24 protein-coding genes and 1 tRNA gene are annotated in these 23,903 nt (G+C 53.2%); 13 read left to right on the top strand and 12 right to left on the bottom strand.

Features of this window, described 5'->3' with window-relative positions:
- Positions 1-57: 57 nt before the first annotated feature.
- Positions 58-273 carry a DUF1674 domain-containing protein gene (locus tag BEN30_RS18895; protein WP_069959439.1) on the top strand — a complete coding sequence of 72 codons (216 nt, stop codon included), beginning with the start codon at positions 58-60 and terminating at the stop codon, positions 271-273.
- 167 nt (positions 274-440) lie between these two features.
- Here BEN30_RS18895 and acs read toward each other — a convergent pair whose 3' ends face one another.
- From acs to tsaD, 6 genes are all read right to left on the bottom strand, one after another.
- On the bottom strand, positions 441-2,381 hold the full coding sequence (gene acs / locus BEN30_RS16715; protein ID WP_069959438.1) for an acetate--CoA ligase: 1,941 nt from the start codon (positions 2,379-2,381) through the stop codon (positions 441-443).
- Positions 2,382-2,598: 217 nt separating this feature from the next.
- The gene (locus BEN30_RS16710; protein WP_069959437.1) at positions 2,599-2,946 is read right to left on the bottom strand and encodes a Rieske (2Fe-2S) protein; all 348 of its coding nucleotides are present in this window, start codon (positions 2,944-2,946) and stop codon (positions 2,599-2,601) included.
- Positions 2,943-3,383 carry an EVE domain-containing protein gene (locus tag BEN30_RS16705; RefSeq protein ID WP_069959436.1) on the bottom strand — a complete coding sequence of 147 codons (441 nt, stop codon included), beginning with the start codon at positions 3,381-3,383 and terminating at the stop codon, positions 2,943-2,945. The genes BEN30_RS16710 and BEN30_RS16705 overlap by 4 nt, the downstream gene beginning before the upstream one ends.
- Before the next feature lie 65 nt (positions 3,384-3,448).
- Complete coding sequence (locus BEN30_RS16700) at positions 3,449-3,739, bottom strand: YciI family protein (RefSeq protein ID WP_069959435.1); 291 nt, start codon at positions 3,737-3,739, stop codon at positions 3,449-3,451.
- A 23-nt stretch (positions 3,740-3,762) separates the two neighbouring features.
- The gene (locus BEN30_RS16695) at positions 3,763-4,752 is read right to left on the bottom strand and encodes an NAD(P)H-dependent glycerol-3-phosphate dehydrogenase (protein WP_139135103.1); all 990 of its coding nucleotides are present in this window, start codon (positions 4,750-4,752) and stop codon (positions 3,763-3,765) included.
- Between the two features lie 83 nt (positions 4,753-4,835).
- Complete coding sequence (gene tsaD, locus BEN30_RS16690) at positions 4,836-5,915, bottom strand: tRNA (adenosine(37)-N6)-threonylcarbamoyltransferase complex transferase subunit TsaD (RefSeq protein ID WP_069959434.1); 1,080 nt, start codon at positions 5,913-5,915, stop codon at positions 4,836-4,838.
- Positions 5,916-6,026: 111 nt separating this feature from the next.
- Between tsaD and hemC the strand changes: the two genes are divergently transcribed.
- The 6 genes from hemC to BEN30_RS16665 all read left to right on the top strand — a co-directional run bounded on the left by hemC (position 6,027) and on the right by BEN30_RS16665 (position 10,629).
- Positions 6,027-7,019: a hydroxymethylbilane synthase gene (gene hemC, locus BEN30_RS16685; RefSeq protein WP_069959433.1), complete on the top strand. Its 993-nt coding sequence runs from the start codon at positions 6,027-6,029 to the stop codon at positions 7,017-7,019.
- A gap of 11 nt (positions 7,020-7,030) precedes the next feature.
- Entirely contained in the window at positions 7,031-7,735 is a 705-nt protein-coding gene (locus BEN30_RS16680) for a uroporphyrinogen-III synthase (protein ID WP_069959432.1), read from the top strand.
- A 76-nt stretch (positions 7,736-7,811) separates the two neighbouring features.
- Positions 7,812-8,930, top strand: a complete 1,119-nt coding sequence (locus BEN30_RS16675; RefSeq protein ID WP_069959431.1) for a COG4223 family protein — start codon at positions 7,812-7,814, stop codon at positions 8,928-8,930.
- Positions 8,912-9,088 (top strand): hypothetical protein, encoded by a 177-nt coding sequence (locus BEN30_RS18460; RefSeq protein WP_170827104.1) that lies wholly within the window; start codon positions 8,912-8,914, stop codon positions 9,086-9,088. The genes BEN30_RS16675 and BEN30_RS18460 overlap by 19 nt, the downstream gene beginning before the upstream one ends.
- Positions 9,089-9,098: 10 nt before the next feature.
- Positions 9,099-10,460 (top strand): heme biosynthesis protein HemY, encoded by a 1,362-nt coding sequence (locus BEN30_RS16670; RefSeq protein ID WP_069959430.1) that lies wholly within the window; start codon positions 9,099-9,101, stop codon positions 10,458-10,460.
- A gap of 94 nt (positions 10,461-10,554) precedes the next feature.
- A tRNA-Thr gene (locus BEN30_RS16665) sits at positions 10,555-10,629 on the top strand.
- A gap of 129 nt (positions 10,630-10,758) precedes the next feature.
- Here the strand turns inward: BEN30_RS16665 and BEN30_RS16660 are convergent.
- Positions 10,759-11,226 carry a hypothetical protein gene (locus BEN30_RS16660; protein WP_069959429.1) on the bottom strand — a complete coding sequence of 156 codons (468 nt, stop codon included), beginning with the start codon at positions 11,224-11,226 and terminating at the stop codon, positions 10,759-10,761.
- A 236-nt stretch (positions 11,227-11,462) separates the two neighbouring features.
- Between BEN30_RS16660 and BEN30_RS16655 the strand changes: the two genes are divergently transcribed.
- Positions 11,463-11,906 (top strand): hypothetical protein, encoded by a 444-nt coding sequence (locus tag BEN30_RS16655; protein ID WP_069959428.1) that lies wholly within the window; start codon positions 11,463-11,465, stop codon positions 11,904-11,906.
- On the opposite strand, the gene BEN30_RS16650 is transcribed toward BEN30_RS16655, so the two are convergent.
- Positions 11,895-12,107, bottom strand: coding sequence for a hypothetical protein (locus BEN30_RS16650; RefSeq protein WP_139135101.1), 213 nt, complete (start codon positions 12,105-12,107; stop codon positions 11,895-11,897). The two genes, BEN30_RS16655 and BEN30_RS16650, sit on opposite strands and share 12 nt — an antisense overlap.
- Before the next feature lie 361 nt (positions 12,108-12,468).
- On the opposite strand from BEN30_RS16650, the gene BEN30_RS16645 reads away from it, so the two are divergent.
- The gene (locus BEN30_RS16645) at positions 12,469-13,413 is read left to right on the top strand and encodes a NotI family restriction endonuclease (protein ID WP_069959426.1); all 945 of its coding nucleotides are present in this window, start codon (positions 12,469-12,471) and stop codon (positions 13,411-13,413) included.
- 1 nt (position 13,414) lies between these two features.
- Here BEN30_RS16645 and BEN30_RS16640 read toward each other — a convergent pair whose 3' ends face one another.
- Both BEN30_RS16640 and BEN30_RS16635 read right to left on the bottom strand, forming a co-directional pair.
- The gene (locus BEN30_RS16640; protein ID WP_069959425.1) at positions 13,415-14,548 is read right to left on the bottom strand and encodes a DNA cytosine methyltransferase; all 1,134 of its coding nucleotides are present in this window, start codon (positions 14,546-14,548) and stop codon (positions 13,415-13,417) included.
- A 74-nt stretch (positions 14,549-14,622) separates the two neighbouring features.
- Positions 14,623-16,182 (bottom strand): site-specific integrase, encoded by a 1,560-nt coding sequence (locus tag BEN30_RS16635; RefSeq protein ID WP_069959424.1) that lies wholly within the window; start codon positions 16,180-16,182, stop codon positions 14,623-14,625.
- Positions 16,183-16,569: 387 nt separating this feature from the next.
- Between BEN30_RS16635 and BEN30_RS16630 the strand changes: the two genes are divergently transcribed.
- The 3 genes from BEN30_RS16630 to BEN30_RS16620 all read left to right on the top strand — a co-directional run bounded on the left by BEN30_RS16630 (position 16,570) and on the right by BEN30_RS16620 (position 20,005).
- Complete coding sequence (locus BEN30_RS16630; RefSeq protein WP_069959487.1) at positions 16,570-17,196, top strand: trimeric intracellular cation channel family protein; 627 nt, start codon at positions 16,570-16,572, stop codon at positions 17,194-17,196.
- Positions 17,197-17,336: 140 nt separating this feature from the next.
- A complete protein-coding gene (locus BEN30_RS16625) occupies positions 17,337-17,945 on the top strand; it encodes a LysE family translocator (RefSeq protein ID WP_069959423.1) in 609 nt (202 codons plus the stop codon).
- 92 nt (positions 17,946-18,037) lie between these two features.
- Complete coding sequence (locus tag BEN30_RS16620) at positions 18,038-20,005, top strand: PAS domain S-box protein (protein WP_069959422.1); 1,968 nt, start codon at positions 18,038-18,040, stop codon at positions 20,003-20,005.
- Positions 20,006-20,035: 30 nt separating this feature from the next.
- Here the strand turns inward: BEN30_RS16620 and BEN30_RS16615 are convergent, their stop codons facing one another.
- Positions 20,036-21,211, bottom strand: a complete 1,176-nt coding sequence (locus BEN30_RS16615) for a GGDEF domain-containing protein (RefSeq protein ID WP_170827103.1) — start codon at positions 21,209-21,211, stop codon at positions 20,036-20,038.
- Between the two features lie 259 nt (positions 21,212-21,470).
- Positions 21,471-22,817, bottom strand: a complete 1,347-nt coding sequence (locus tag BEN30_RS16610; RefSeq protein WP_069959421.1) for an MFS transporter — start codon at positions 22,815-22,817, stop codon at positions 21,471-21,473.
- Between the two features lie 92 nt (positions 22,818-22,909).
- Here BEN30_RS16610 and BEN30_RS16605 point away from each other — a divergent pair, with 92 nt between their 5' ends.
- Positions 22,910-23,902, top strand: a complete 993-nt coding sequence (locus BEN30_RS16605) for a zinc transporter ZntB (protein WP_069959420.1) — start codon at positions 22,910-22,912, stop codon at positions 23,900-23,902.
- The last annotated feature ends 1 nt before the right edge of the window (position 23,903 follow it).

Here is a 23,903-nt window from a genome sequence, read left to right as displayed (position 1 = left end):
CTCAAAAAGGATGGTCTCCCGCCGCCGCCGCGCGTAACCCCAAGGAACGCCATTTTTATGATCGATCCCAAAACGAACCGCGCCGATACCTCTGAAACCAAAGCGCCAGATGGCGTCGCTAAAGACCCGGAAACGGCCCCAGACAGCACCTGTTGTGATGGCGAATCAAAGCCTCAATCCGTTGAAAAACCGAAAGAAATTGGCGGACGTGACGGACCCGATCCGACTCGTTTTGGTGATTGGGAAAAAAATGGTCGGTGCGTGGATTTTTGATCATTACCGCCAGCTGGAGACCCGTTGAGCGCATTATATATTTGCTCTGAACAGGCCATTTTCATATTTTGTTGCGATTTCACAATATTTTTTAACGTAAAAAAACGGCGGGGTTTTACGACCCCGCCGTTTCATTGTTTTCGCCGTATCCGCTAGGCTGCGTAAGCTTAGCGGTTTTGGCGGTTGTCGATCAAGTCATCGACCACCGAAGGATCGGCCAATGTGGAGGTGTCGCCCAAGGAGCCAAACTCGTTTTCGGCAATCTTGCGCAAAATGCGGCGCATGATTTTCCCGGAACGGGTTTTGGGCAGACCTGGCGCCCATTGCAGCCAATCGGGTGAAGCGATGGGGCCGATTTCTTTGCGCACCCAGGTGACGAGTTCTTTTTTGAGCTCATCGGTGGGTTCAATCCCGGCATTCAAGGTGACATAGACATAGATGCCCTGGCCCTTGATGTCATGGGGCGCACCGACCACGGCGGCTTCGGCGACTTTTTCATGGGCAACCAAAGCGCTTTCGACTTCGGCGGTGCCCATGCGGTGACCGGACACGTTGATCACGTCATCGACGCGCCCGGTGATCCAGTAATAGCCGTCTTCATCACGACGACAGCCGTCGCCGGTGAAGTACTTGCCGGGATAGGTCGAAAAGTAGGTCTGTTCAAAGCGGTCGTGATCGCCAAACACGGTGCGCATCTGACCGGGCCAGCTGTCGGTGATGCAGAGGTTTCCTTCCGTCGCCCCTTCCAGAGGGACGCCTTCACTGTCGACGATTTGCGGCTGAACGCCAAAGAACGGACGGGTGGCGGAACCGGGTTTCAGCGCCGTTGCACCGGGCAAGGGGGTAATCAAAATGCCCCCGGTTTCGGTCTGCCACCAGGTGTCGACGATCGGGCAACGCCCTTCGCCAACCACGTTGTAATACCACATCCACGCTTCGGGGTTGATGGGTTCACCCACCGACCCCAGCAAACGCAATGACTTACGAGAGGTCTTTTGGACCGGACCATCGCCATCGCGCATCAAGGCACGGATCGCCGTGGGCGCGGTGTAGAAGATGGTGACTTTGTGCTTGTCGCACACCTGCCAGAACCGCGACGTGTCGGGATAGTTGGGCACGCCTTCAAACATCAACGTGGTGGCGCCGTTGGCCAGCGGACCGTAAACGATGTAGCTGTGGCCGGTGACCCAACCCACGTCCGCGGTGCACCAATACACATCGCCTTCGTGATAATCAAAAACGTATTGATGGGTCATGGACGCATAGACCAAATAGCCGCCCGTGGTGTGGAGAACACCCTTCGGCGCGCCGGTGGAACCCGATGTGTACAAAATGAACATGGGGTCTTCGGCGTTCATTTCTTCCGGCTCACACGTGGTGGGCTCACCCGCGACGGCTTGATCGTACCAAATGTCGCGGCCATCGACCCAATTGATCGTTCCGCCGGTGCGTTTCACCACAAAGACGGTTTCGACCGACGGGCAGCCTTTGAGCGCCGCATCCACGTTGGCTTTCAACGGAATGCCCTTTTTGCCGCGCAGGCCTTCATCGGCGGTGATGACGCAGTTGGATTCCGCACCTTTGATGCGTCCGGCCAGGGCGTCTGGCGAAAAACCGCCAAAAACGATGGAGTGGATGGCGCCGATGCGCGTGCACGCCAGCATGGCATAGGCGGCTTCGGGGATCATCGGCATATAAAGGGTAACGATATCGCCCTTTTTCACGCCGCGCGCCTTCATCGCATTGGCCAGCTTGCACACTTCATCGTGTAATTCTTGATAGGTGATGTTTTTGGAATCCGCCGGATCATCGCCTTCCCAAATGATCGCCGTTTGATTGGCGCGTTTGGGCAAGTGACGGTCGATGCAGTTTACAGACGTGTTCAAGGTGCCGTCAGCGAACCATTTGATGGATACGCCGGGAATGTTGAAGTTGACGTCTTTAACTTGCGTATACGGCTTGATCCAATCAAGGCGCTTGCCTTGTTCGCCCCAAAACCCTTCGGCGTCCTCGATGGAGCGCTGGTACATTTCGAGATACTTGGCGTTATCGGCCCAAGCTTCTTTGGCAAGTTGCTCGGGTACCGGAAAAACGTGGGAATCAGTCATATTCTAAAGCCCCTCCCTGGGTGAGGTCTGTTTTGGGTATTCTTAATCTTCCCCTACCGTCGCGCCGGGTGGCGTGCAGCTTTGGTTTTGGGCGTGATTAAGTCCGCTCGCTCTGCCGACGGCACAATACGCTATGCATTGTGCAGTGCAGCGTAAAAATATTATTGAGGAATTCAAATGCCGACGCAAGTCAAGAAAACGGCTTTGAAGCTCTTTTTTAGTCCAACCAAACCTCATCGTTGCGCACCGAGCACGCAACTTTGGTCAAATGATTGCCCGCGCACGGCCCCTGAACACAGTGACCATCTTCAATGCGAAACAGCGCTCCGTGGCTTGAACACATAATCAACGTTTTTTCGAGGTTTAAAAACTGCCCCGGCGTAAAATCCAGCGGCGCATGGGTGTGCGGGCAGGAATTTATATAAAGATAAACAATTGAGCCTCTTCGAACAGCCAGTAGACGGGCCATTTCGCCATTGACAGGGACGACAAACCCAGCAGAACCATTATCGGGAATGTCCTCAAGGCGGCACAGGGGCGTGGATGGGGAATGATCGGCTGTCATGCGGGACGCCCCGAAGAAGTTTGAGGGGCCAATCCGTGGGCCATGTGCAAAATCTCGTCCCACTCTTCTTCGGTGACCGGACAAACCGAAAGACGCGACTGGCGCAGCAGCGGCATGTGCTCCAGCTTCGGATTGGATTTGATGGCGCTTAAGGACACAGGTTGTTGTACAGCCGAAACAGCTTTCACGTCCACGCACACAAATCGATGGCTGTCGTCGGTGGGATCGGGGTAGGCAGTCCTCGCCACTTCGACCACGCCGACGATGCTCTTTTGCTGAACGGAATGATAAAAGAAGATCCGGTCGCCGCGTGTCATGGCATTCATGTATTTGGCCGCTTGATGATTGCGCACGCCGGTCCAAGGCTCGGTGCCGACGCGGACCTGATCGTCCCAGGACCAGCTGTTTGGTTCAGATTTGATCAACCAATAGGCCACGTTTCGGTATCCTAACAAAATCTAAAATCTCGCATCCCGCTTAAAACGGACAGAATCCCTGCGCATCAGGCAGGGCCTTGCGGAAGCACTTTTTTCCACGGTCGCACGACCACGCTTTCAAACAAACCGGCCTGGCCGTAAGGGTCTCGTTGCACAAAGGCATCGACTTCGGCGCGGGTGTCGAAATCGACCACAATCAAGCTGCCATTCATGGACTCATTGTCATCAGCTAACGTCGGGCCGGCGAAAATCAGCTGCGCGCCGATGGCTTTCAGGTGCTCAACATGGGCCGGGCGATTGTCTTGACGGACCTGCAAATGGTCCTTTTTGTCGGTACAAAAGATGGCGAAGAGCATTATTAAGATATCCTTAACTAAGATTATTCGATGTTGAGGGGGCGAGAGAGCAGGCCCTTGATGATGGCATCCAAATCGACTCCGTGATTGAGCACGCCATCGACGGCCAGGCAGATGGGCATGTCGACCTGTAGCCGTCTTGCCAGTTCGGTCACCGCGGCGGCGGTGAAAACACCCTCCGTCACCGAAGTGCGTTCCGCCAAAATAGCATCAAGTGATCGACCTTGTCCCAATTGGACCCCTAGGGAGAAATTCCGCGATTGCATGGCGTTGCAGGTCAGCGTCAAGTCACCCAACCCGGACAAGCCCATGAGGGTGTGCTCATCGGCCCCCAATGTTTCGCCCAAACGGGAGATTTCCGCCAATCCGCGGGTGATCAACGCGGCGCGGGCGTTGTCGCCCATGCCCCGGCCTTGAACGATGCCGCACGCAATGGCCATCACGTTCTTGACCGCGCCGCCCAACTGTGCCCCGATCACGTCATAAGAATAATACGGGCGAAAACAGCGGCTTGATAAGTTTTCGCACAATCGTTGACCTAATTTTTCATCAACGCAAGCGAGCGTCACGGCGGTGGGCATATCGCGGGCCACTTCGATGGCGAAGGTGGGACCCGATAAAACCGCGATGGGGGCCAAATCGCCCAAGGTTTCATCCACCACGTCAGACATCAATTTGTAGCTGCCCTGTTCAATGCCCTTGGCGCAGATGATGGCAGGGGTGCCAGGCTTCCAAAACGGTTTGGCGGCTTCACACACGGCGCGCAAAAATTGCGCCGGGGCCACCAGCAGAACGGCGTCCGTTTGCACCGTTTCCCCAATGTCTTGGGTGGCGTGAATGCCGGGGTCCAAGGTGACGCTGGGCAAAAACGAGGCGTTTTCTCGACTCGTGTTAATCGCTTGGGCGACTTCGGCCTCATGGGCTTGAAGAATAACCTCTGGTCCCGCGCGCCTGACGGCGGTTGCCAGGGCCGTGCCCCACGCGCCTGCTCCAATAATACCGATGGTGTGCACAGTGATTTCCTCTGTCTCGGACCTGAAGGGGTTAAACCTATATGCCCGCTCTGGGCGCGGGGTACAAGAGCGCGGTGATAATTTTAGGCTTTGACGCCAGCGCCTTCTGCCTTTGGCGCATCGGGGTCTAGCGGCCAACGCGGCCGGGGGGCAAACTCAAGGCTGTCGGTTTGTCCCAGCCGCAGCCGTTCGATCCCGGCCCACGCGATCATCGCGCCGTTGTCGGTACAGTGTTTGAGCGGTGGGGCAGCCAAAATAAAGCCTTCTGCTTTGACCAATTTTTCCAACTTGGCGCGCAAAGCTTGATTGGCGGCGACGCCGCCCGCCACCACCAAAGTGGTGCCGTCGGGGCATTGTGTGCGAAATTCACGCAAGGCATTGCGGGTGCGCTCCGCCATCACATCGGCCACGGCGGCTTGAAAACTGGCGGCCATATCACAGACGTCTTGGGGTAAAAGATCACCCGGCGGCAGCGCATCAATAGTGCGCTTGACGGCGGCTTTGAGCCCGGAAAAGGAAAAATGACAGCCCGGCTTGCCGCGCAGCGGTCGGGGCAAAGGAAACCGCTTGGCATCGCCCAACTTGGCGGCGGCTTCCAAAGGCGGACCACCCGGATAACCCAGGCCCAAAAGTTTGGCCGATTTGTCGAACGCTTCGCCGACTGCATCGTCAATGGTGGTGCCCAGGCGGGTATAGGTGCCGACGCCGTGCACAATCAAAAGCTGGCTGTGACCGCCCGACACCAACAGCAACAAATAAGGAAAGGCCACATTGTCGGTGAGCCGTGCGGTCAACGCGTGGCCTTCCAAATGGTTGACCGCTATAAACGGCAAATTGTGGGCGACGGCGATGGCCTTGGCGGTCATCACGCCGACGATGACGCCGCCGATCAGTCCCGGTCCGCCGGTGGCGGCGACCGCGTCCAGTTGATCAAAACGCAAACCCGCTTCGCTCATGGCCTGTTCAACAACCAGATCAGCGCTTTCCAAGTGGGCGCGGGCGGCCACTTCGGGGACAATGCCGCCAAAGGGGCGGTGCGCCTCGATTTGCGACAGCACCACATCGGACAAAATTTCACCGCCGCTGTTGAGATCTGAGTCGTTCACCCGGATCACAGAGGCGGCCGTTTCATCACAACTGGTTTCGATGCCCAAAACGATCATGTATAAAGTCTCTTAAAACCCTTTGTTTCGTGTGCGAGGGACTTTACTCTAGGACGGCACTTTATTGCACGCCTCAAAAACGATCATTTCTGTCTTAAGGACCAAATCAATATGTCTGTGACCCCATTTCGTATCGGTACCCGTGGTAGCCCCTTGGCGTTGGCGCAAGCCTATGAAACCCGCGACAACTTAAAAGCCGCTTTTCCCGAACTGGCGAAAGACGGCGCGATCGAGATCGTTGTCATCAAAACCACCGGCGACAAAGTCCAAGACCGCGCCTTGATGGAAATCGGCGGCAAAGGCTTGTTCACCAAGGAAATCGATGACGCGATGCTGGCGGGCGACATTGACATTGCCGTGCATTCGATGAAAGACGTGCCGACCTATTTGCCAGACGGCATTCATTTGCCGTGCATGTTGAAACGCGAAGACGTGCGCGATGCGTTCATTTCCTTGACCAGCAAAAGCCTGTGGGATTTGCCCCAAGGGGCCGTCGTCGGTTCTGCGTCCTTGCGCCGCCAATCGCAAATCATGGCGCGGCGCCCGGATTTAAAAGTCGTCACCTTTCGCGGCACCGTGCAAACACGGCTGAAAAAATTGGCAGACGGCGATGTGGACGCCACCATGTTGGCCACCGCTGGGCTGAACCGCTTGGGCATGGACGCACACATCACCCAATCGCTGGACCCTGAAGACTTCATCCCCGCCGTGGGCCAAGGGGCCATCGGCATCACGTGCATGGAAAACGATGAAAACGCCAATCGCTATCTGGCGGCGTTAAATCATGTCGAAACGGTGATCCGGGTGACCGCAGAGCGGGCGTTTTTGGCAGTGTTGGACGGATCGTGCCGCACCCCCATCGCGGCGCATGCCTGGTACGATACTGCAACGACGCTGAAATTTCACGGCCTGGTGGCCAAGCCCGACGGCTCGGAAGTTCACGAAGTCACCCGCACCGGCCCGGCCACGGAAGCGGATGCCCAAATTATGGGACACGACGCGGGGCTTGAGTTAAAAGCCAAAATCGGCCCGGATTTCTTGGTCACCACGGCGTTTGACGCGTCCCCAACCACGGCACCGCTGAAAACATCCGGACAAGATTGAGGGTTCCGCCCATGCGCGTCTTGGTGACCCGTCCCGCTGAGGATGCAAAATCCCTTTTGGCGGCTCTCAAAAGCCAAGGCCACGAGGGCGTTTTGGCGCCGCTTTTGGACATCCGCATTCTCGGCGGGGTCGAGCTGGAAATGGCGGATGTACAGGCTTTGGTGCTGACCTCGGCCAATGGGGCGCGGGCCTTTGCGGCGCGCTCAGCCGTACGCGACGTACCGGCGTTGTGTGTCGGCGATGCCACCGCGCGCGAAGCCTTGGCACTGGGTTTTGAGACGGTGAAAAGTGCGGCGGGGGACGTGGAGGCCTTGGCCGCTTTGGTGATCAAGATCTTGGACCCGAAACAAGGCCCCCTGTTGCATCCCGCCAGCACCAAAGTGGCGGGGGATCTGGCAGGCTTGCTGGAAGCCGAAGGCTTTGTGTATCGCCGCGAAGTTTTGTACGAGGCCGTAAAAGCGGATGTTTTGCCCGAAATTGTGCGCACGGAAATGTTAGAGGGCACCCTGGACGGTGTGTTGCTGTTTTCGCCGCGCACCGGGGCGGCGTTCGCCGCCTTGGTTGACAAGGCGGGTCTGGCTGCGCATCTCACAGGTATAACCGCATTTTGTCTCAGCGACCCGGTAGCGCAAAACGTGCGCGCGCTGAAGTGGAAAGATATTCGGATCGCGGTAAAGCCCGATCAAGCTTCTCTTTTGGCATTGCTCAACATGTGATAGACCTTATCTCTATAGACCCATACCTTTATATTTTGCGCCATTTCTTGCACCATTTTGGGGACTCGATCTGCCCATGACCGACAACGAACACAAAAATCCGGACGCCGAGGTCTTGAATATGGAAGAGTTGGCCGCGGCAAACTTGTCGTCAAATCCTGCCAAGCAAGATCGCCAAGATAAGCCCGGCGGCGCTGGTTTGGTGTGGTTTTTGGCTTTTGCCTTGCTGGCGGGCGGCGGCACCTATGCCGCGTGGCCTTATATCGGCTCAACCGTGACGCCGATGCTGCAAAAGGCGCAAACCATGTTGGGCCTGCAATCGCGCCCGACCCAGCCGACCTTGCCGTCCGAAGCCCGTCAAACAGAAAAACGTCCGCCCGCACCCGCATCCAGTCCCGCGTCTGCTCCCGCATTGGAACCCCAATACGCGCCGACCGATTTATCGCTGGCAAAGCCAACACCGCCCGTCGATCAAAACGCGACGCCGGCCGCGCCCCAATTTGCGCCCCAAAGCGCTGCCGATTTTATCGGTGCGGACAAACCCAATGCACCTGCCGTCACTGAGCCGGCACAACAGAGCAGCGACGCCTTGCCCGTGATGGCGGTTTCGACACTATTTGAACGTCGCTTGAACGAACGCATGGACGCGCTGGAAGATCAGCTGAAGGCCACGTCGTCCGTCGCGAACAAAATCACCAAAGACGATACATCGGGCAAACTTGCCCAAGTGATCGCGGAGTTGCGCGATGAAGTTAAGGCTTTAAACGCCCGCATCAAACGCCTGGAAAGTGCGCCGCGCGGGGTGGCAGACCCCAGCGCTTCGGCCCAGGCCTTGGTGCTGTCGGTGACCCAATTGGCAACCCAAGCCGAAAGCGCGCAACCGTTTTCCACCGCGCTTGACGCGCTGGAGCGCATCGGCGGTAAAGACCCGGTGGTGGCTGCCGCCCTCGACATTTTGCGCGCTTATGGCGACGTGGGCGTGCCCACACAAGACACCTTGAGCGAACAGTTCAACGGCGTCGCGGGTACGGTGATGAAGGTTCACAGTCAATCGCAGCGCCCGGCTGGTGGGGTGAGGTTCAACGTGCCATGTCCAATCTGGTGTCCGTGCGTCAAACCGATCCGGCCCGCATCGACGATCCAGTCGAACGCGCCTTGGCCATTGCGGATCAGGCTTTGGACAAAAAAGATCTGAAAACGGCGGTGGCGGCGTTAACCCCCATTGGCGGCGTTGAGGCGGATGCCTTACGCGCTTGGCACAATGCGGCCCAGGCGCGGGTGAACATCCAAGACGCTTTACAGGCGCTCCACAATCATGCGCTCGCGGCCCTTGCGGCCACGGGCGGCGCGTGAGGGGAACAACATGCTGCGTCTCATTTCCTTTTTGGTGGCCGTTGCGGCTCTGGCTTGGGGGCTCATTTGGGTGAGCAACAACCCCGGTGCCGTCAGCCTCAACTGGGGCGGTTGGCAAATTGAAACCAGTGCCGGGGTGCTGGTCGGCGGCGTGGCGATTTTGGTCGTTGTGGCGGCGTTGGTGTATCGTTTTTGGCTGTTTTTAACCCGTGCGCCGGGGCAATTGGTCGATATGTATCGCGAACGGCGTTCGCGCAATGGCTATAAGGCGCTGACCAAAGGCATGGTTGCGGTGGCCGCAGGTGACGGCGAAGAATCCGCGCGCCAAGTGCACAAGGCCGACGGCCTGTTGGGCGAGCCGCCTTTGACGTTGCTGTTGAAGGCGCAATCGGCCCAGCTGGGCGGCGATGAAACGGCCGCAGAACGCTTTTTTGTCGCCATGCTGGACGAACCGGAAATGGAATTTTTAGGCCTGCGCGGCCTGTTGAATCAAGCGGTCAAGCGCGGCGATGATGAAGCGGCGCTGGCGCTGGCGCGGCGCGCCCAGGCGCTGAAACCCAAAAGCGAATGGTTGGCCGAGACGCTGTTCGAACTGGAATCCCGGGCGGGGACATGGGCGGCGGCGGGCGAGGCGTTGAGCCACGCGGGCAAGCTAACGGCCATCAGCCAAGGCGACACCCGTCACCGTCAAGCCATTGTGGCGTTGGGCGAAAGCCAAGAAGCGGAGCGTGCGGGCGATCCGGTGAAAGCGCTTAAACTGGCGGAAAAAGCCGTGTCTTTGGACACCGCGTTGACGGCGGCGGCGCTGCGCTTGGCCACCTTGTATTTAAACCGCGGCGACAAGCACAAAGCCTCACAGGTGGTGGAAAAGGCCTGGGCCTTAAAACCTCATCCCGATTTGGCGGTGCTGTATTATCGGGCGGATTCGGCCGATGACGGCCTCAAAAAAGTGACCGCCGCACAAAAACTGCTGGCCTTGAAGTCCGCCTCTATTGATGGCCACATGGTTGTCGCCGAAGCGGCTTTGCAGGCGCAATTGTGGGGTCAGGCGCGCACCCATCTGGGCGCCGCGCTGGAAGCGGGTTGTCAAAGCCGCAAGGTGTTCACCATGATGGCCGACCTGGAAGACCAAGAACACGGCGACAAAGACCAGGTGCGCCACTGGTTGGCGCGCGCCGCATCCGCCAGCGCCGATCCGGCGTGGGTGTGTTCCGATTGCGGCCACGTGGAAGCCAAATGGTCGGCTCATTGTCCCAAATGCCGCAGCTTTGATCAGATGGATTGGCAAACACCCCAAGGCTTGGTGTTGCTGGGCGGTGCTTCGTATGCGTCCGTGCCGCTTTTGGGCAAACCTGCCGCGAAGTCCGTATAAAGGTCCTGAAAAGCAGCGTCCAACAGCAAAACGCGTTGACGCGCCCGCCCCGGCAGACTAAAAGAGCGCGTCCTCAGGACGACATGATTTTTACGCCGATGTAGCTCAGTGGTAGAGCAACGCATTCGTAATGCGTAGGCCCGCAGTTCAAATCTGCGCATCGGCACCATTTTTTCGCAGAATTCTGCGCTATTCCGGCTCCCTTTTTGGGGGCCGGAATTTTTTGTGAATGTTTTTTGTGAATCCTGTATTATGGAGACTGGCAATACTTTGCGACAAGCTGAGCGTCGCAAAGTGCCTATTTTTCAACAAAAGATTTTAATCTTTTAATCCGAACAGTCGGCGACATGATGTCAATGTTGCCATTGCTTGCCTGGATATAAAGTTTGTAGGGCCCACATTCATTTGAATCGCTTACCAGGATACTGGCAACCTCCTCTTTTATGGCCACTCGATTATTATCAGACTTATATAGTCTAACTACGCGAAATTGATCAGCTAGCAGCTGAAGCTCATCCGCCTCTTGTTGGGTGGTTGGTGCTTCGTTCGTTATGCAGGCTTTGGCAGCCGCTATGTTTGATTCAATGTCACGCAGGCGGTGTAATTTGTAGTGCCCCACATCGATAAACTCAGCAACGAGCTCTTCCACTTCATCTAGGTCATTCCAGCCAGCAGAAGCCAATACCTCTGCTGGAATAGTAAAGCGAGGTTGCTTGCGACTTAGGGCGATGGTTCCACTTGCGTAGGGTTTGGGCGGTATGACCATGAGATGGTTTCTCTTGGGTGTATTTGGAAAAATAATTCTTTAAGGTATCATATCTCAATTTATTGAAATTGTTCAATAAATCTTAATCAATATAAATAATTATATTTATGTGGGTTATTTTGGGTGGTTTTGGAAAACTATATATTGTAGTGTAGTTGTATGGCTCATACATTGAGTGGTTATTGGGCTAGATGTGAGAAAGAGAACCTTGTACTCTGATCATAAGGGAGATCACCATGCCAATTATGGCCGTAGATGAACGCAACGATGCCCGAGGAGCTGCGTGGCTTCTGGCGAGTACAGCAAGAGATTGTATTGATGACCCTGCTAAGGCAGTCAATCCACAAGTCGCGCTGAATAATGTGTATCGCTTGCTTGAATCCTATCGTATGAATCCTTTCTTTGGTTTGGCACCTGAAGCTTCGTCGGGATCGGGAGACCCCCTCGATGCTCTTTCTGTAATGCAGCCCATAGAGCAGCATATTGGTGAGGTGAAGAGTGCACTTGATCAGGCTATAGGCGAGGTGTTCGCGGGTATCTCGGAGGAACAGGCGATTGAGAGTGTTGAAGCGGCGCTTCGAAGCATTGCTTATCCTCAGCCAGACAAGAATCTATCTGAAGAGGATAGAAAGAGAACCGTACGCTTTTTTGATGAGTTCATCGTGCATTTACATTTTTGATAGTTCTATATGACGCCATACAATTATCTTGTAGAAGAGCTTAATAATGTAGACCGTCTCGGGATCAGTGAGGCTGATGTATCCTGCACCAGTGCCTTCAATATCTTGAATTGCCATTTTGATGTTTTCAACATCAGAGGCATTGATTTGTGAAACATCGAAATGCGGGCGGGTAGTGTCTTGTGCTTTATAGTTTGCCATTTGGGGCTCCAGATCGTTGAGTATGTGTCTGGGGCAAGCATTAGTGCCGGCCCAATAACAGCTGTGGCATTTGCTCAAAAAACTCAAGAAATTTGTTTTGTGCGACATTTTTCTATGTTGCTGATGACATATGAAAACGCTTAACAATCAATGGTTTATAACCACTCCCTTATTCGTTATCCTTACAGGGCTGAGCCTCAGCATATCCAAAGCTATGAACGAGCATATGCACGATCAATAAGGTTTGATGCCCTTCATTTATTGCGGCCATATTGGCGCTTCAGGCATGTTTAAATAGTGTCTGTGGTTGCATGCGTAGCCGAATCGCTCCACAGTTCGTGTGCTTTCTTTGGGGGATAAAATGGCACTTCAGATCGTTGAGTTTTTTGGGTTTAAACCGCTTGATCCTGCGTCGACATCGTTTGTTGCCAATAAAAGGTGTCCATTCATTAATGATGACTGTTCAAAGCCCGATCATGGCGCCTGTTCGGTTTGCCAAACTGGCGGGGATCCAGTGATATGCTGCCCAAATCGAATCTATGGAAACAACTATCAATTTCTCCAGGATATAGCCGATGATGCATTTGGTATTGGATGCGCGTTAATTCGCCCAAATAAATTTAAAGATGCCTTACAACAAGGCAGTGTTCGCGGTAATGAAGTTGTTGTTTTTGGCCATAGGTGGGGACAAGAACTTCCATTACCGACGCCGGGATCAAGAACACTAGGCTTTGAGGGACGTTCAGTTGGAGCCTTGAGTAGAAAATATTACGTTGACTGGATTCTTGCCAAGATGAATGTAGATGGCTCATTGTGCGAGATGACAGCTACTGAAGTTCAAACAATCGACACGACCGGTAGCTATCGAGGTCAATCAGAAACATTTATGTCAGGCGCACAGTTCACAGATAAGCAGGGAAGATCTCCTGGTTATTCGGACGCAGGTCTGAATTGGGAAAACGTTAATAAGCGCATTCTTCCGCAAGTCATATACAAGGGACATGTGCTGCGCCGGGAGCATAAATGCACGAAGGGTCTGTATTTTGTCTGCCCTGAACAGGTTTACACGCGCATTCGAGACCGCCTGGGAGGCGAACTTCATCATTATCCTCAGGGTCCAGGAACAATTACTTTTAGAAGTTACACTGTTGGACCGGATGTTTCAGCGGGCAATACGAGAGAGCTTGTTTTTGCTGGACAGTTTACGACGACAGTAGATCAGGTAGCATTAGCCTTTACATCACCCAGAAACTTGCCAGAAATGGGCGTTTATGAAGAAGCTATAACAAAGGCCCTGTCACAGTAAGCTAAGCTGCGCTGCTATCAATGAGTTTGTTGCTTTCATCTTCTGTAGACAAGATTGATTGAGCAACTTGGCGCCCCAATATGGGGGGTACAGCATTACCTACTTGAACATATTGCTCAGTTTTTGAGCCATAAAATTTAAAAGAGTCGGGGAAACCCTGCAATCGGGCCGCCTCACGTACGGAAACTGCACGATCTGTATATGGGTGTATGTACGCACCCCAATGGATATCACATTTTGTTAACACGGTGCATGAAAGGCCATCAGGGCGCATTCGGCCATATCTTTTGGTGTGATCGCTGCGTTTTGCCTTTTTCATTCCGTTGGGCAAGAGATGAAAAGGAATGTCTCTCCAGGAGCCACCAATAGGGATGTGTTGCATGCGTTCAAGATTGACTGGGCTTAATTTTGGTGAAGAGTGATTAAGGACCGTTTTACGACTACCACGGCAATATCGTTGATATGAATTTTGTGGTGCTGTGATGTACGGTTCGTTATCTGCAGTACCACCATTTTGGATTTCGGGGAGATCTCCAATAGCGTCCCAAATGGAGACAAAGGGCTTCAGTCCCTTACCGTGAGTGGGCTCAGGAAACCGAATCGGCAAACCAACACGATTGCCAATGAAAAAAATGCGCCGACGTTCTTGAGGTATACCGAATTCTTCAGCTTTGAGTATTTGCCACTCCACTGAATAACCAAGCTTACCCAGTTCTTTTTTGATGGTATCAACAACAGTGCCACATGCGATACTTGTGATGCCAGTAACGTTCTCCATGACAAACCAGCGCGGGCGAAGCCCTTTAACCATCTTTAGGTACTGTTTGAAAAGTGAAGCACGTTCATCGTGCATTCCGCGCTGGTGGTTGTAAACGGAATATGCCTGACAGGGTGGCCCACCAAGCAATATATCAAGTTCTCCAGATTTAAGGCCCGCCACCTTTAACAGTTTGCTCGGACTTACATCTTGGATTGGAGCAAGGATGAATTGTGAATCAGGATGAGTTCTTTGATAGGTTATACCAGCTGCAGCATCAACATCGTTGCCTGCTAAAACAGAGTAGCCTGCTTGGTGGAATCCTTCAGACAGGCCCCCAGCACCACAAAACAAATCAATGGCAGTTTTACGTGACACAGTACATCTCTCCCAAGCTTGGCGAATCGATCTTAACAGCTAGTCGAAAATAAGTGAACGAATACTGAACAAAGTTAAAAAATTTGCGAGGGTTTATCGCGGGATTCCGTGACAAAGGCCTCAAACTCAAGCCGTTCTTCATCCGACATGGCCTCAATGGATTCCTGTGCGATTTCCTCTTTCGCTTCATCGCTTAGTTCGATTTCATCCTCAAGCAAAAGTCGTCCTTCTTCGAAGTCAAGTTGCTCTTTTGCATCGATGAACCTTAAGTCTTCCAGGAAAGATTCTCGATTTTCACCCTCTAGTTCACCAAGCAAATTTGAGTATTCGCTTTCATCGTGCAAAAGCAATTTATCCTGCTCACGTAACTCTTCGCGCAATTCGTTTTTGATATTCTGATAATAACGGTCAATCATTTGAACAGATGTTAAAGTATTGCTGGCAATTGTTTGGACATCGACGCCTCCACGAAAGCGTTGATTAATATAGGTGTGTCGCAGTGAATAAATTGACCGGGAGCCACCAATTTCATCTTCCCTTAGATCTAAATCATCAAGAACCTTGCAGAATAAACGATTGAGATGGTGTGTTGTTATGGGCAGTAGGGGCGTCTTACGAGACGTAGCACTCCGATTATCATGGTACTTAAGCAGTCTTCTAATTGCCTTTTCACCAATATCGGTTGGGATAATGCTTCTTGGTAAAACGTCAGCGTGTTTGCCCCCTTTTTTTGTGAGGCCCCTTAGCAATAGTCTGCCTTGTTCGTCTTCTTTGATGCTCTGCCGGGTCATTCTGGCCAACGTAGAAGGGCGAGCACCAGTGCCAAGGATTAAGTCTACATATATGGGGAGTATAGACATCGCTTGGAGTTCCTTGCTTTTCAGGTACGTCTCCATTTTCTCTTTTTGAAATGCAGCATCGTCATACGTGCAATTTTTCCTATTCTGAAGATACTGCTGTCTTTTTTGCATTTTGATCTGAAATTTTGCGTGTGCACGGGCCTCTAGTTGCCGTAGTCGGCTTGTAATCTTTTTTATTTCCTTCCTATCAAAATCAAGCCGTTTCTTCTGAGGGTCGCTGCCATACTCCTCTTCGTTTATAAGCGACAAATTTTCAATTTCCGGGATGTCATTGGCGACCATATGATGCTCGGTGACTGCACGTTTGAACACCTTTCTTAGAACAAATAGCTCTTTGTTGATTGTTTGTGCGGCTGGTTTTGGGCGCACTTTAAGCCTTTCGCGTTTATACTTTGCGATATCAGAAACACTGATTTCGTATATGTCCATTTGCCCAAAAAACGGGATGAGGTGCAAATTGAGTGGAGATAAAACCGCGTTCCGTTTTCTCGGATTACCAAGAATGTTATTAGCTGCATCAATGAGTAGGTCTGCAAAGTCGCTGAAAATTTTGCGTTCAACTTTTAGCTTTTTTGACGTTCGTCTTACGTATTCTTTGCATTTGGACAACGCAATTTCCCGTGCACGATTACGATCAGTTGTGCGTGTGGAAAAGGGTATGTATTTGCCATCGATACGCGCTCTTGCTTGCCAAGTGCCGCGCTTGGAGCCATCTCGTTGGTAGATGTAGAGGTTGTCCTGAATGCGTTCGAGATTTTTGTAAAAGGAGGTCATTTGTGCCTGTAAATGATAGTTGTGAATGTGTGATCTATTTGTAAACTAAATGGCGGTATTCTGGGTTTTTATGATTATAATCAAGATGATTAATTAGATGAGTATAGTATATAGATAATTGTTTTTAAATCACTTTTAATTTGAGCAACGCATTCGTAATGCGTAGGCCTGCAGTTCAAATCTGCGCATCGGCACCATTATAAAGCAGGAAACTGCACGGTTCGGGCTCCCCCTCATCTGAGGCGGGGGCCCGAATTTTTTGTACATTTAGGGTGCATTTTGTAAGGCTCTAAACCATGCCAATGGACGAACGGCCAATCCTCAACTAACACTAAGAGGTGACCGCTTCCTTGAGACCACCGTTTCGAACGTATGAGAGACCAAGCCATGCCGACGCTTTTGAGTTTTATCGATTTAATGGGCATCGCGGTTTTTGCGATTTCAGGGTCTCTTGTGGCTTCGCGCAAAGAAATGGATTTGATTGGCTTTGGTCTCATGGCCAGCCTGACGGGGATCGGCGGCGGTACGTTCAGAGACATTGTTCTCGGTCGCCCCGTGTTCTGGCTTGAAACCCCTTACCATGTGGGGATTTGTCTTGCCGTTGCCGTGTTGGTGTATTTCACCGCACATATCTTGCACAGAAGGTTTATCTACATTCTGTGGGCTGATGGCATTGGCATTTCCGCCTATTGCGTGGTGGGGGCGGACGTGGCGTTGCGCTCTGGGGCAAACGAACTTGTCGCCGTGATCTTGGGGGTTATGACGGCAACCTTCGGCGGACTGGCCCGCGATGTTGTCTGTCATGAAACGCCTCTCATTTTGCGAAAGGAGGTTTACGCCACGTGCACCTTACTTGGGTCTTCCGTTTACGTGGGCTTGAAATTTCTCGACGTGCCGACACCCTGGCCGGCCTTTGCGGCCTTTGTCGTTGGCTTTGGGGTTCGTGCAGGGGGCATCGTTTATGGATGGACATTGCCGACCTACCATGCCCGCGCCGGTGAAGATTATGAATGAGCGTAGGCGCGCTAAAGCATAAATATGATAGGTGCCTTTGCCAATCGATCCGCCTCTGTCCTTGACGGACTCCACCAATTGATCGAAGTTCGTTTGAGGATATTTGCGCCATCGTGTTGGCGGTGCGGGAGGGGTGTGAGATGGATTTTTCGACGACTTTGAGCCTGTCTTTGGCCGCGTTGGTGTTTGTTTTGTCGCCAGGGCCGGCCAATTTGGCGGTGCTGGTGACCAGCGCGCGCGATGGCTTTCGGGCTGGATTTTTTCTCGCCGTTGGAGAAGTGATCGGGGCGGTTTTGTATCTGGTGTTGGCATTGTCTTCCTTAGCCATCTTGTCCGCGACCTTGGCTCCGGTCATGGTCTACGTCAAATTTTGCGGTGCCACGTATTTAATTTATTTGGGCTATAAACAATTCACCAGTCCGGGCGTTCACGTCGATGAGATCCGTCCGGGGCGATCGCAATCGAAACAAATTTTGGTCGGTTTTCTCATCAACGGCACAAACCCGAAGTTGATCGTGTTTTACCTTTCTTTTTTACCGTTGTTTGTCGATTTAAACAGCCTTTCCACCCTGGTCGCGACGCAAATTGTTTTCACGGTTGGGCTGACGTTGTTGGTTGGAATCAGCATCGTGTGCGTGCTGGGCCAGCAGCTGAAACGGCTGATGAACCGTCCTAAAATTGCCCGCCGGGTCAACAAGATATCCGGCCTTGTCATGATGGGCGTGGGCATTTCCGTGGCGCGTTCGTAAGGCACATAAAATGAGGGAACAGCAGGAAAGGCATGCAATTGCGCCCTCTGATTATTATATGACAATAGTCCATTTTAAGTGACTGAGTGAATATGCACCTTCTTAGCGAAGCTTCCTTGTTGGAAAATGACAAAATCACCCGCGCCATACTGGAAACGGTTGGAGCGCTGGTTGTGGTTTTGAATTCTGATGGCAAAATCGTGTTTTTCAATCGCACGTGCCAAGAGGTGACCGGCTATAGCGAAGCTGAGGTCCTGGGGCGAACGCCGTGGGATTTTTTGCTGCCTGACGATGTTTGTGCGCAGGTCAAAGAGGTCTTTGGAAAACTGACGGCCGGCGATTTTCCAAGCGCCCATGAAAACGCTTGGCTGACCAAAGACAGACAAAAGCGAATCATTTCTTGGTCTAACACGGTCACATTGAACGAGGTCGGCGCCATTCAATATGTGGTTGGCACCGGTATCGACATCACTGAACGTGTGCACGCAGAGTCCACACTGAAAAAGTCGGAACGTGAAGTTCGGACGATTTTGGAAACCATGACCGATGTGTTTTATCGAACCGACCACGATGGCTGCATCACCATGCTGTCAGATTCAGTGCAGACCGTTTTGGGCTATAGCGTTGATGAATTGATTTCACAACCGCTTGCGGACTTGTATGTCGATCCAAAAGAACGAGACGATTTCCTGCAAAAGCTGAAGGGCGACGGGGGCCGTGTCTCCGATTATGCGGTGCGTCTGCGCCATAAAAACGGCCAAGAAGTGTGGGTCTCGACCAGCGCGAAGATGCTGTACGATGCAGCTGGTGCTTATGCAGGTGTCGAAGGCACCACGCGCAATATTACGGCGCGCAAAAAAGTTGAAAATGCATTGCTTGATATGCAAAGCAAATTGGAAGACCGGGTTGAGGCTCGAACCCGGGAACTGAAGGAAAGCGAGGCCCGTTCGCGAAAGCTGACGCGCGCCCTTGAACAAAGTCCCAGCGCCGTGTTCATCACCGATACGGCGGGAATCATTGAGTTCGTCAACTCTCGGTTCACCAAACTGACGGGCTACACGGCCGAAGAGGCGCTTGGCCAAAACCCCCGAATCATCAAATCGCAGGAAACGCCGCGGGCCATTCATTGCGATATTTGGACCACCATTCAGGCGGGCCAGGAATGGCGTGGGGAATTGCAAGATACGCGCAAAGACGGCAGTCAATTTTGGGCCTATGCCACCATTGCTCCCATCAAGGATGATACGGGCCACAACACGCATTACGTGGCGACCCACGAAGATATCAGCGCGCGCAAGGCTGCGGAATTGGCGGTGCGCAACGCGCTCAATGAAGCCGAAGTGGCCAGCCGCACCAAATCGGAACTGATGGCCAATATGAGTCACGAGCTGCGCACCCCGTTGAACGCGATCATCGGATTTTCCAGCTTGATGGAAACGGAAACGTTTGGCCCGCTTGGTCACGAAAAATACCGTGAATATTTAAGCGATATCCACAGTTCCGGGCAGCATTTGTTGGACTTGATCAACGATATTCTCGACGTTTCCGCCATTGAAGCGGGGATGTTGACGCTACATGAAAACGTTGTCCAAGTGGGAGGTATCGTTGAATCCTCCGTACGTCTTGTGAATCACCGCGCTCAAGAGAGCCAGGTGCATCTGCACATCCAATGTGAAGATAATTTGCCGATGATCTTTGCCGATGAACGGCGAATGAAACAGGTTCTGCTCAATCTATTGACCAATTCGATTAAGTTTACGCCGGCGGGTGGAGATATTTACCTGACAACCCTCTGCGATGAAGCGGATTGCCATGTGTGGACTGTGAAAGATACCGGCATTGGCATGAATGAGGCGGAGATCAAACTGGCCATGGCGCAGTTTGGCCAAGTGGACAGCACGTTGTCGCGCAAACACGAAGGCACAGGACTTGGTTTGCCATTAACGCGGGGGCTTGTCGAACTGCACGACGGCATGCTCAGCGTTGAAAGCCAGAAGGGCAAGGGTACAACGATTCAAGTGCGCTTCCCACCCGAGCGAACGGTGTCCCTGGATTTCTAACAAATGGATCCGCTAACTTGGTCTTGGGGTTTAAGAGGCTTGGTCTGAAACCATAACCTCTTCGCCACACAAGATGGCGCGGGCGCGCCCGGATTTCTTCGCCGCGTACATGCGCTTGTCGGCCATTTCAATCAGTTCGGGCCAGTCATCGATGGTATCGGAAATGCGCTCAGCCACGCCGATGCTGGCGGTAAGCGGGGTACCGTCGGGACGGTTGCCCAGCCAATCCTTTAACACGCGGTTCAAAATCAGCTTTATGCCGTCCATGTTGGTGTTGGGCAAAACGGCAACCATTTCTTCACCGCCCCAGCGCACGATGACGTCGGATCGACGCAGGTATTCGTGCAGTTTTTTGGCGGTGTTGCGCAGTGCTTCGTCGCCGGCTTCGTGACCGTATTCGTCATTGATCAGCTTAAAATGATCCAGATCAAAAAAGATCACCGAAAACGGCGTGTTGTGCAAAACGGAGATGCGGAAATACAGGTCGATGATTTCGGTGCCTGTGCGCCGCGTCAAAAGATCGGTGAGGGGATCCTTACTGGCTTGGTGGACCAAAGAAATCATCGAATGCAGTTGGCTCATCCCGGCCAGGATATAGACGCCTAGGATCAGGCCCAAAATCCACAATGTGGCGATGGAATCTGTGACCTCGCCAACCCCCGCAAACTGGGGCGCAAATGCGGTGATGGCCAAAATCGGCAGGGCGAACAACACAGCTTCAAGGGCCGTCAGGGGGAAAAGGCTTAAGCCCGCAATGATGATATAGGGCAACATGGTGTAAACGGTGGCGACGATATGCGCCACGCCGGTGAAGGCTTGTCCGGCAAACAGACCATAGGCAAAGCCGTAAAAAATAAGCGGGTTGGCCATCATCATAATCATCATGATGAAGCCCGTGCGCAGGTGTTTTTCAAAATCCCAGCGCCACGCCAAAAGCAGAAAAATGGTCGTTGAAACCAGCCGCAACTGCACCAAAATTAACCAGGTTTTGAGCTCAAAGGCAAAAAAATCCAGGCCAATCCAGGCAAACGTCAGCAGGCAAAACGCTGCCGACACCAAACGCACCCGCTCGATAATCAAACCTGCGCGATGGCGGCTCAGATAATGGGAATGACCACCCGCATGGAGCAATTGCATCAAGTCCTCACCGGAGAGGCGAAAAACGGAGAAGGGAATTCGAAGAACCTCGAGAAGACGATTAAGCATGCTGAGAATTTCCTTCATAGACGCATCGCGCGGGATATTTCGGCCGTTAATCTTGTCGCGTGAAGCGGTGCCGAAAACCGAAATACAGGACGTAGAAATAAAACAACCGAGCACGTGCCAAAAGCGTTACACGTGTCGCAGCCCCATTCTTAAACACACGAATTCAAAGGCTGAAGAGGACTTGATCATAGCGCCTACGAGGTCAGAAAACAGCAGTATTTCAAGGCTAAACGCATGGCGCGAGCGCTATAAATGGCGTTCAACTTAGGGGCGCTTCGGGCCCGTCATTAGACCCGTCATCAGACCCGCCGTCAGGGGCATCGTCAGAATTGTTCTCTTCGCTGACGGCGGCCGCCACCATCACCATGGCGACCTGACTGGTTTTGGGTACGGCGACAAATTGCTCTTTGTCATCCGCCGCGACGGCTTGCCCGACCCATTTGCGGTGCAGGGTAAAAAGGCTCAGCCCAACGGCTATGACGGCGGTGTAATAAAACAATCCACCGGGGCCGTATTCTGCCATGGCGGTGGACGAAATCATCGGCCCCGATACGGCGCCGAGTCCATACACAACCAACAAGGTGCTGCTGGCCGAAACGAAGTCCATTGATTTCACCTGGTCGTTCACGTGAGCGTTGGAAATGGCGTACAGCGGAAAGGCCGCCATGCCGAACAGGGCCCCCGCGCCAAGGCGTTGAAGGCTCGACATATGATCGGCAAAGGACAGGGCAAAACTGGCCCCGGCAATGGCCAGACTGATGATGATCATCACGGTGCGGCGATCGATGCGGTCAGAAAGAAAGCCAAGCGGCCACTGGGTGATGATGCCCCCCAACACAACGATGGCCATAAACACAGAGATTTCCGGGGTGGTCATGCCCGACTGTTGGGCATAGACAGCCCCCATACCCCAAAATGAACCGCTGATCAGACCCGTGGCCAAGCACCCCACGACGCCGGTTGGGGAAATGGCAAAAAGGCGTTTGATCGACATGGGCGGGGTCGGTACGGGCAGCGGGACTTCACGCCGCGTCACGGTGAGCGGCACCAAACACAAGGAAATCAAGATCGAAACCAAGATAAAAAGTTCCGTACCCCGGGGTGGGGCGACGTTGAGCAGCAATTGGCCCAGAGCCGAAGCCCCCAAGGTGACGATCATGTAGGTGGACAAAACGCTGCCGCGGTTGGTGTTGCTGGCGGCGTGGTTTAACCAGCTTTCCGAAACGATGATCATTCCGGCGAGAAAAAAGCCGGTCATGGCGCGCAGCGCCATCCACGTCCAGGGTTCGACAATCATGGCATGGATCAAAGCGACCGCGGACGCCGCAGAGGCAAACGCCGCAAAGGTGCGAATGTGGCCGACCCGGTTGATCAACCGGGGTCCATAAAGCGACCCGCCGATGTAGCCGACGTAATACAACGCCATGATCGCGCCAATCATGGGCAGGGCGAAGTCTTCCATGCCTGCGCGCACGCCCAACAAAGTGGCTTGCAGACCAAAGCCCAAGTTCATGCCAAAGACGGCCAACAAAAGCGCTGAGATTGTGAAAATCGTTGCCACTATGGACGTGCTCAGTTTGTGCTCCAAATCGGTTGATAAAAACATAATATAAACAAAACGATACGTGAGCTTATCATGTTCTCCGGCCTAATTTTACGTTATCATCAAAAAAATAAGTTTTTGAATGAAAGCCAGCCATGACGGAATTTCCTGAATTGATTTGCGCTTATGTGTTGGACGGCAAGGGCTTGGGCACGACCCTGGACTGGCCTAAAGTGAACACGTGGACGGCGGATCAGGGGCCGATTTGGGTTCACTTAGATTGCACGCATGAAAACACCGACGCGTGGCTGCGCGAGCACAGCGGCCTGGATACGTTTGTGATCGATGGCCTGATGGCCGATGAATCCCGACCGCGTTGCGACGATTACGATGATGGCACACTGCTGGTTTTGCGTGGAGTCAATTTAAACCCCGGGGCTGAACCGGAAGATATGGTGTCGATCCGCATGTGGATCGAAGCCGATCGGGTCATTTCGACCCGGTTTCGCCGCCTGATGGCGGTCGAGGACGTTCGCCAACAACTCAGCAGCGGAAAAGGTCCGGTTTCGACGGGGCATTTGGTCGCCCGCTTGGCCGCCAGCCTGACCGAACGGATGAGTCCGGTGATTGAGAATCTCAGCGATCAATTGATGGGGCTTGAAGATAAGCTCATCGGTATCGATGGGGGGGAGACGCTTGATATGCGCGCGGTGCGTTATGAGCTGATTGATTGTCGGCGGGTTGCCATCGCACTGCGTCGCTACATCAATCCCCAGCGTGACGCGTTGGCGCGCTTGGCCCAGTTCGAAGAGATGTGGCTGGATGACCGGATCAAGGGACGCTTGCGCGAAACGGTGGACCGGGTCACCCGCATTGTTGAAGAATTGGATGAAATACGCGAACGTGCGGCGGTGGTGCAGGACGAACTGATCAACCGCATTTCCCAGCGCATGGAAAAAACCATGTATGTTCTGACGGTGGTGGCGACCGTCATGTTGCCGCTGGGCTTTTTGACCGGGTTGTTGGGCATCAACGTGGGCGGCATGCCCGGCGCTGAATCACCGTGGGCGTTCTGGTTCGTGTGCGCGGGATTGGTCGGGCTCGTTGTGATCGAAATATGGATAATGCGGCGCTTTAAATGGATATGAC

Source organism: Magnetovibrio blakemorei (assembly GCF_001746755.1).
GTDB lineage: Bacteria > Pseudomonadota > Alphaproteobacteria > Rhodospirillales > Magnetovibrionaceae > Magnetovibrio > Magnetovibrio blakemorei.
This window is presented reverse-complemented; position numbering and strand designations above follow the sequence as displayed.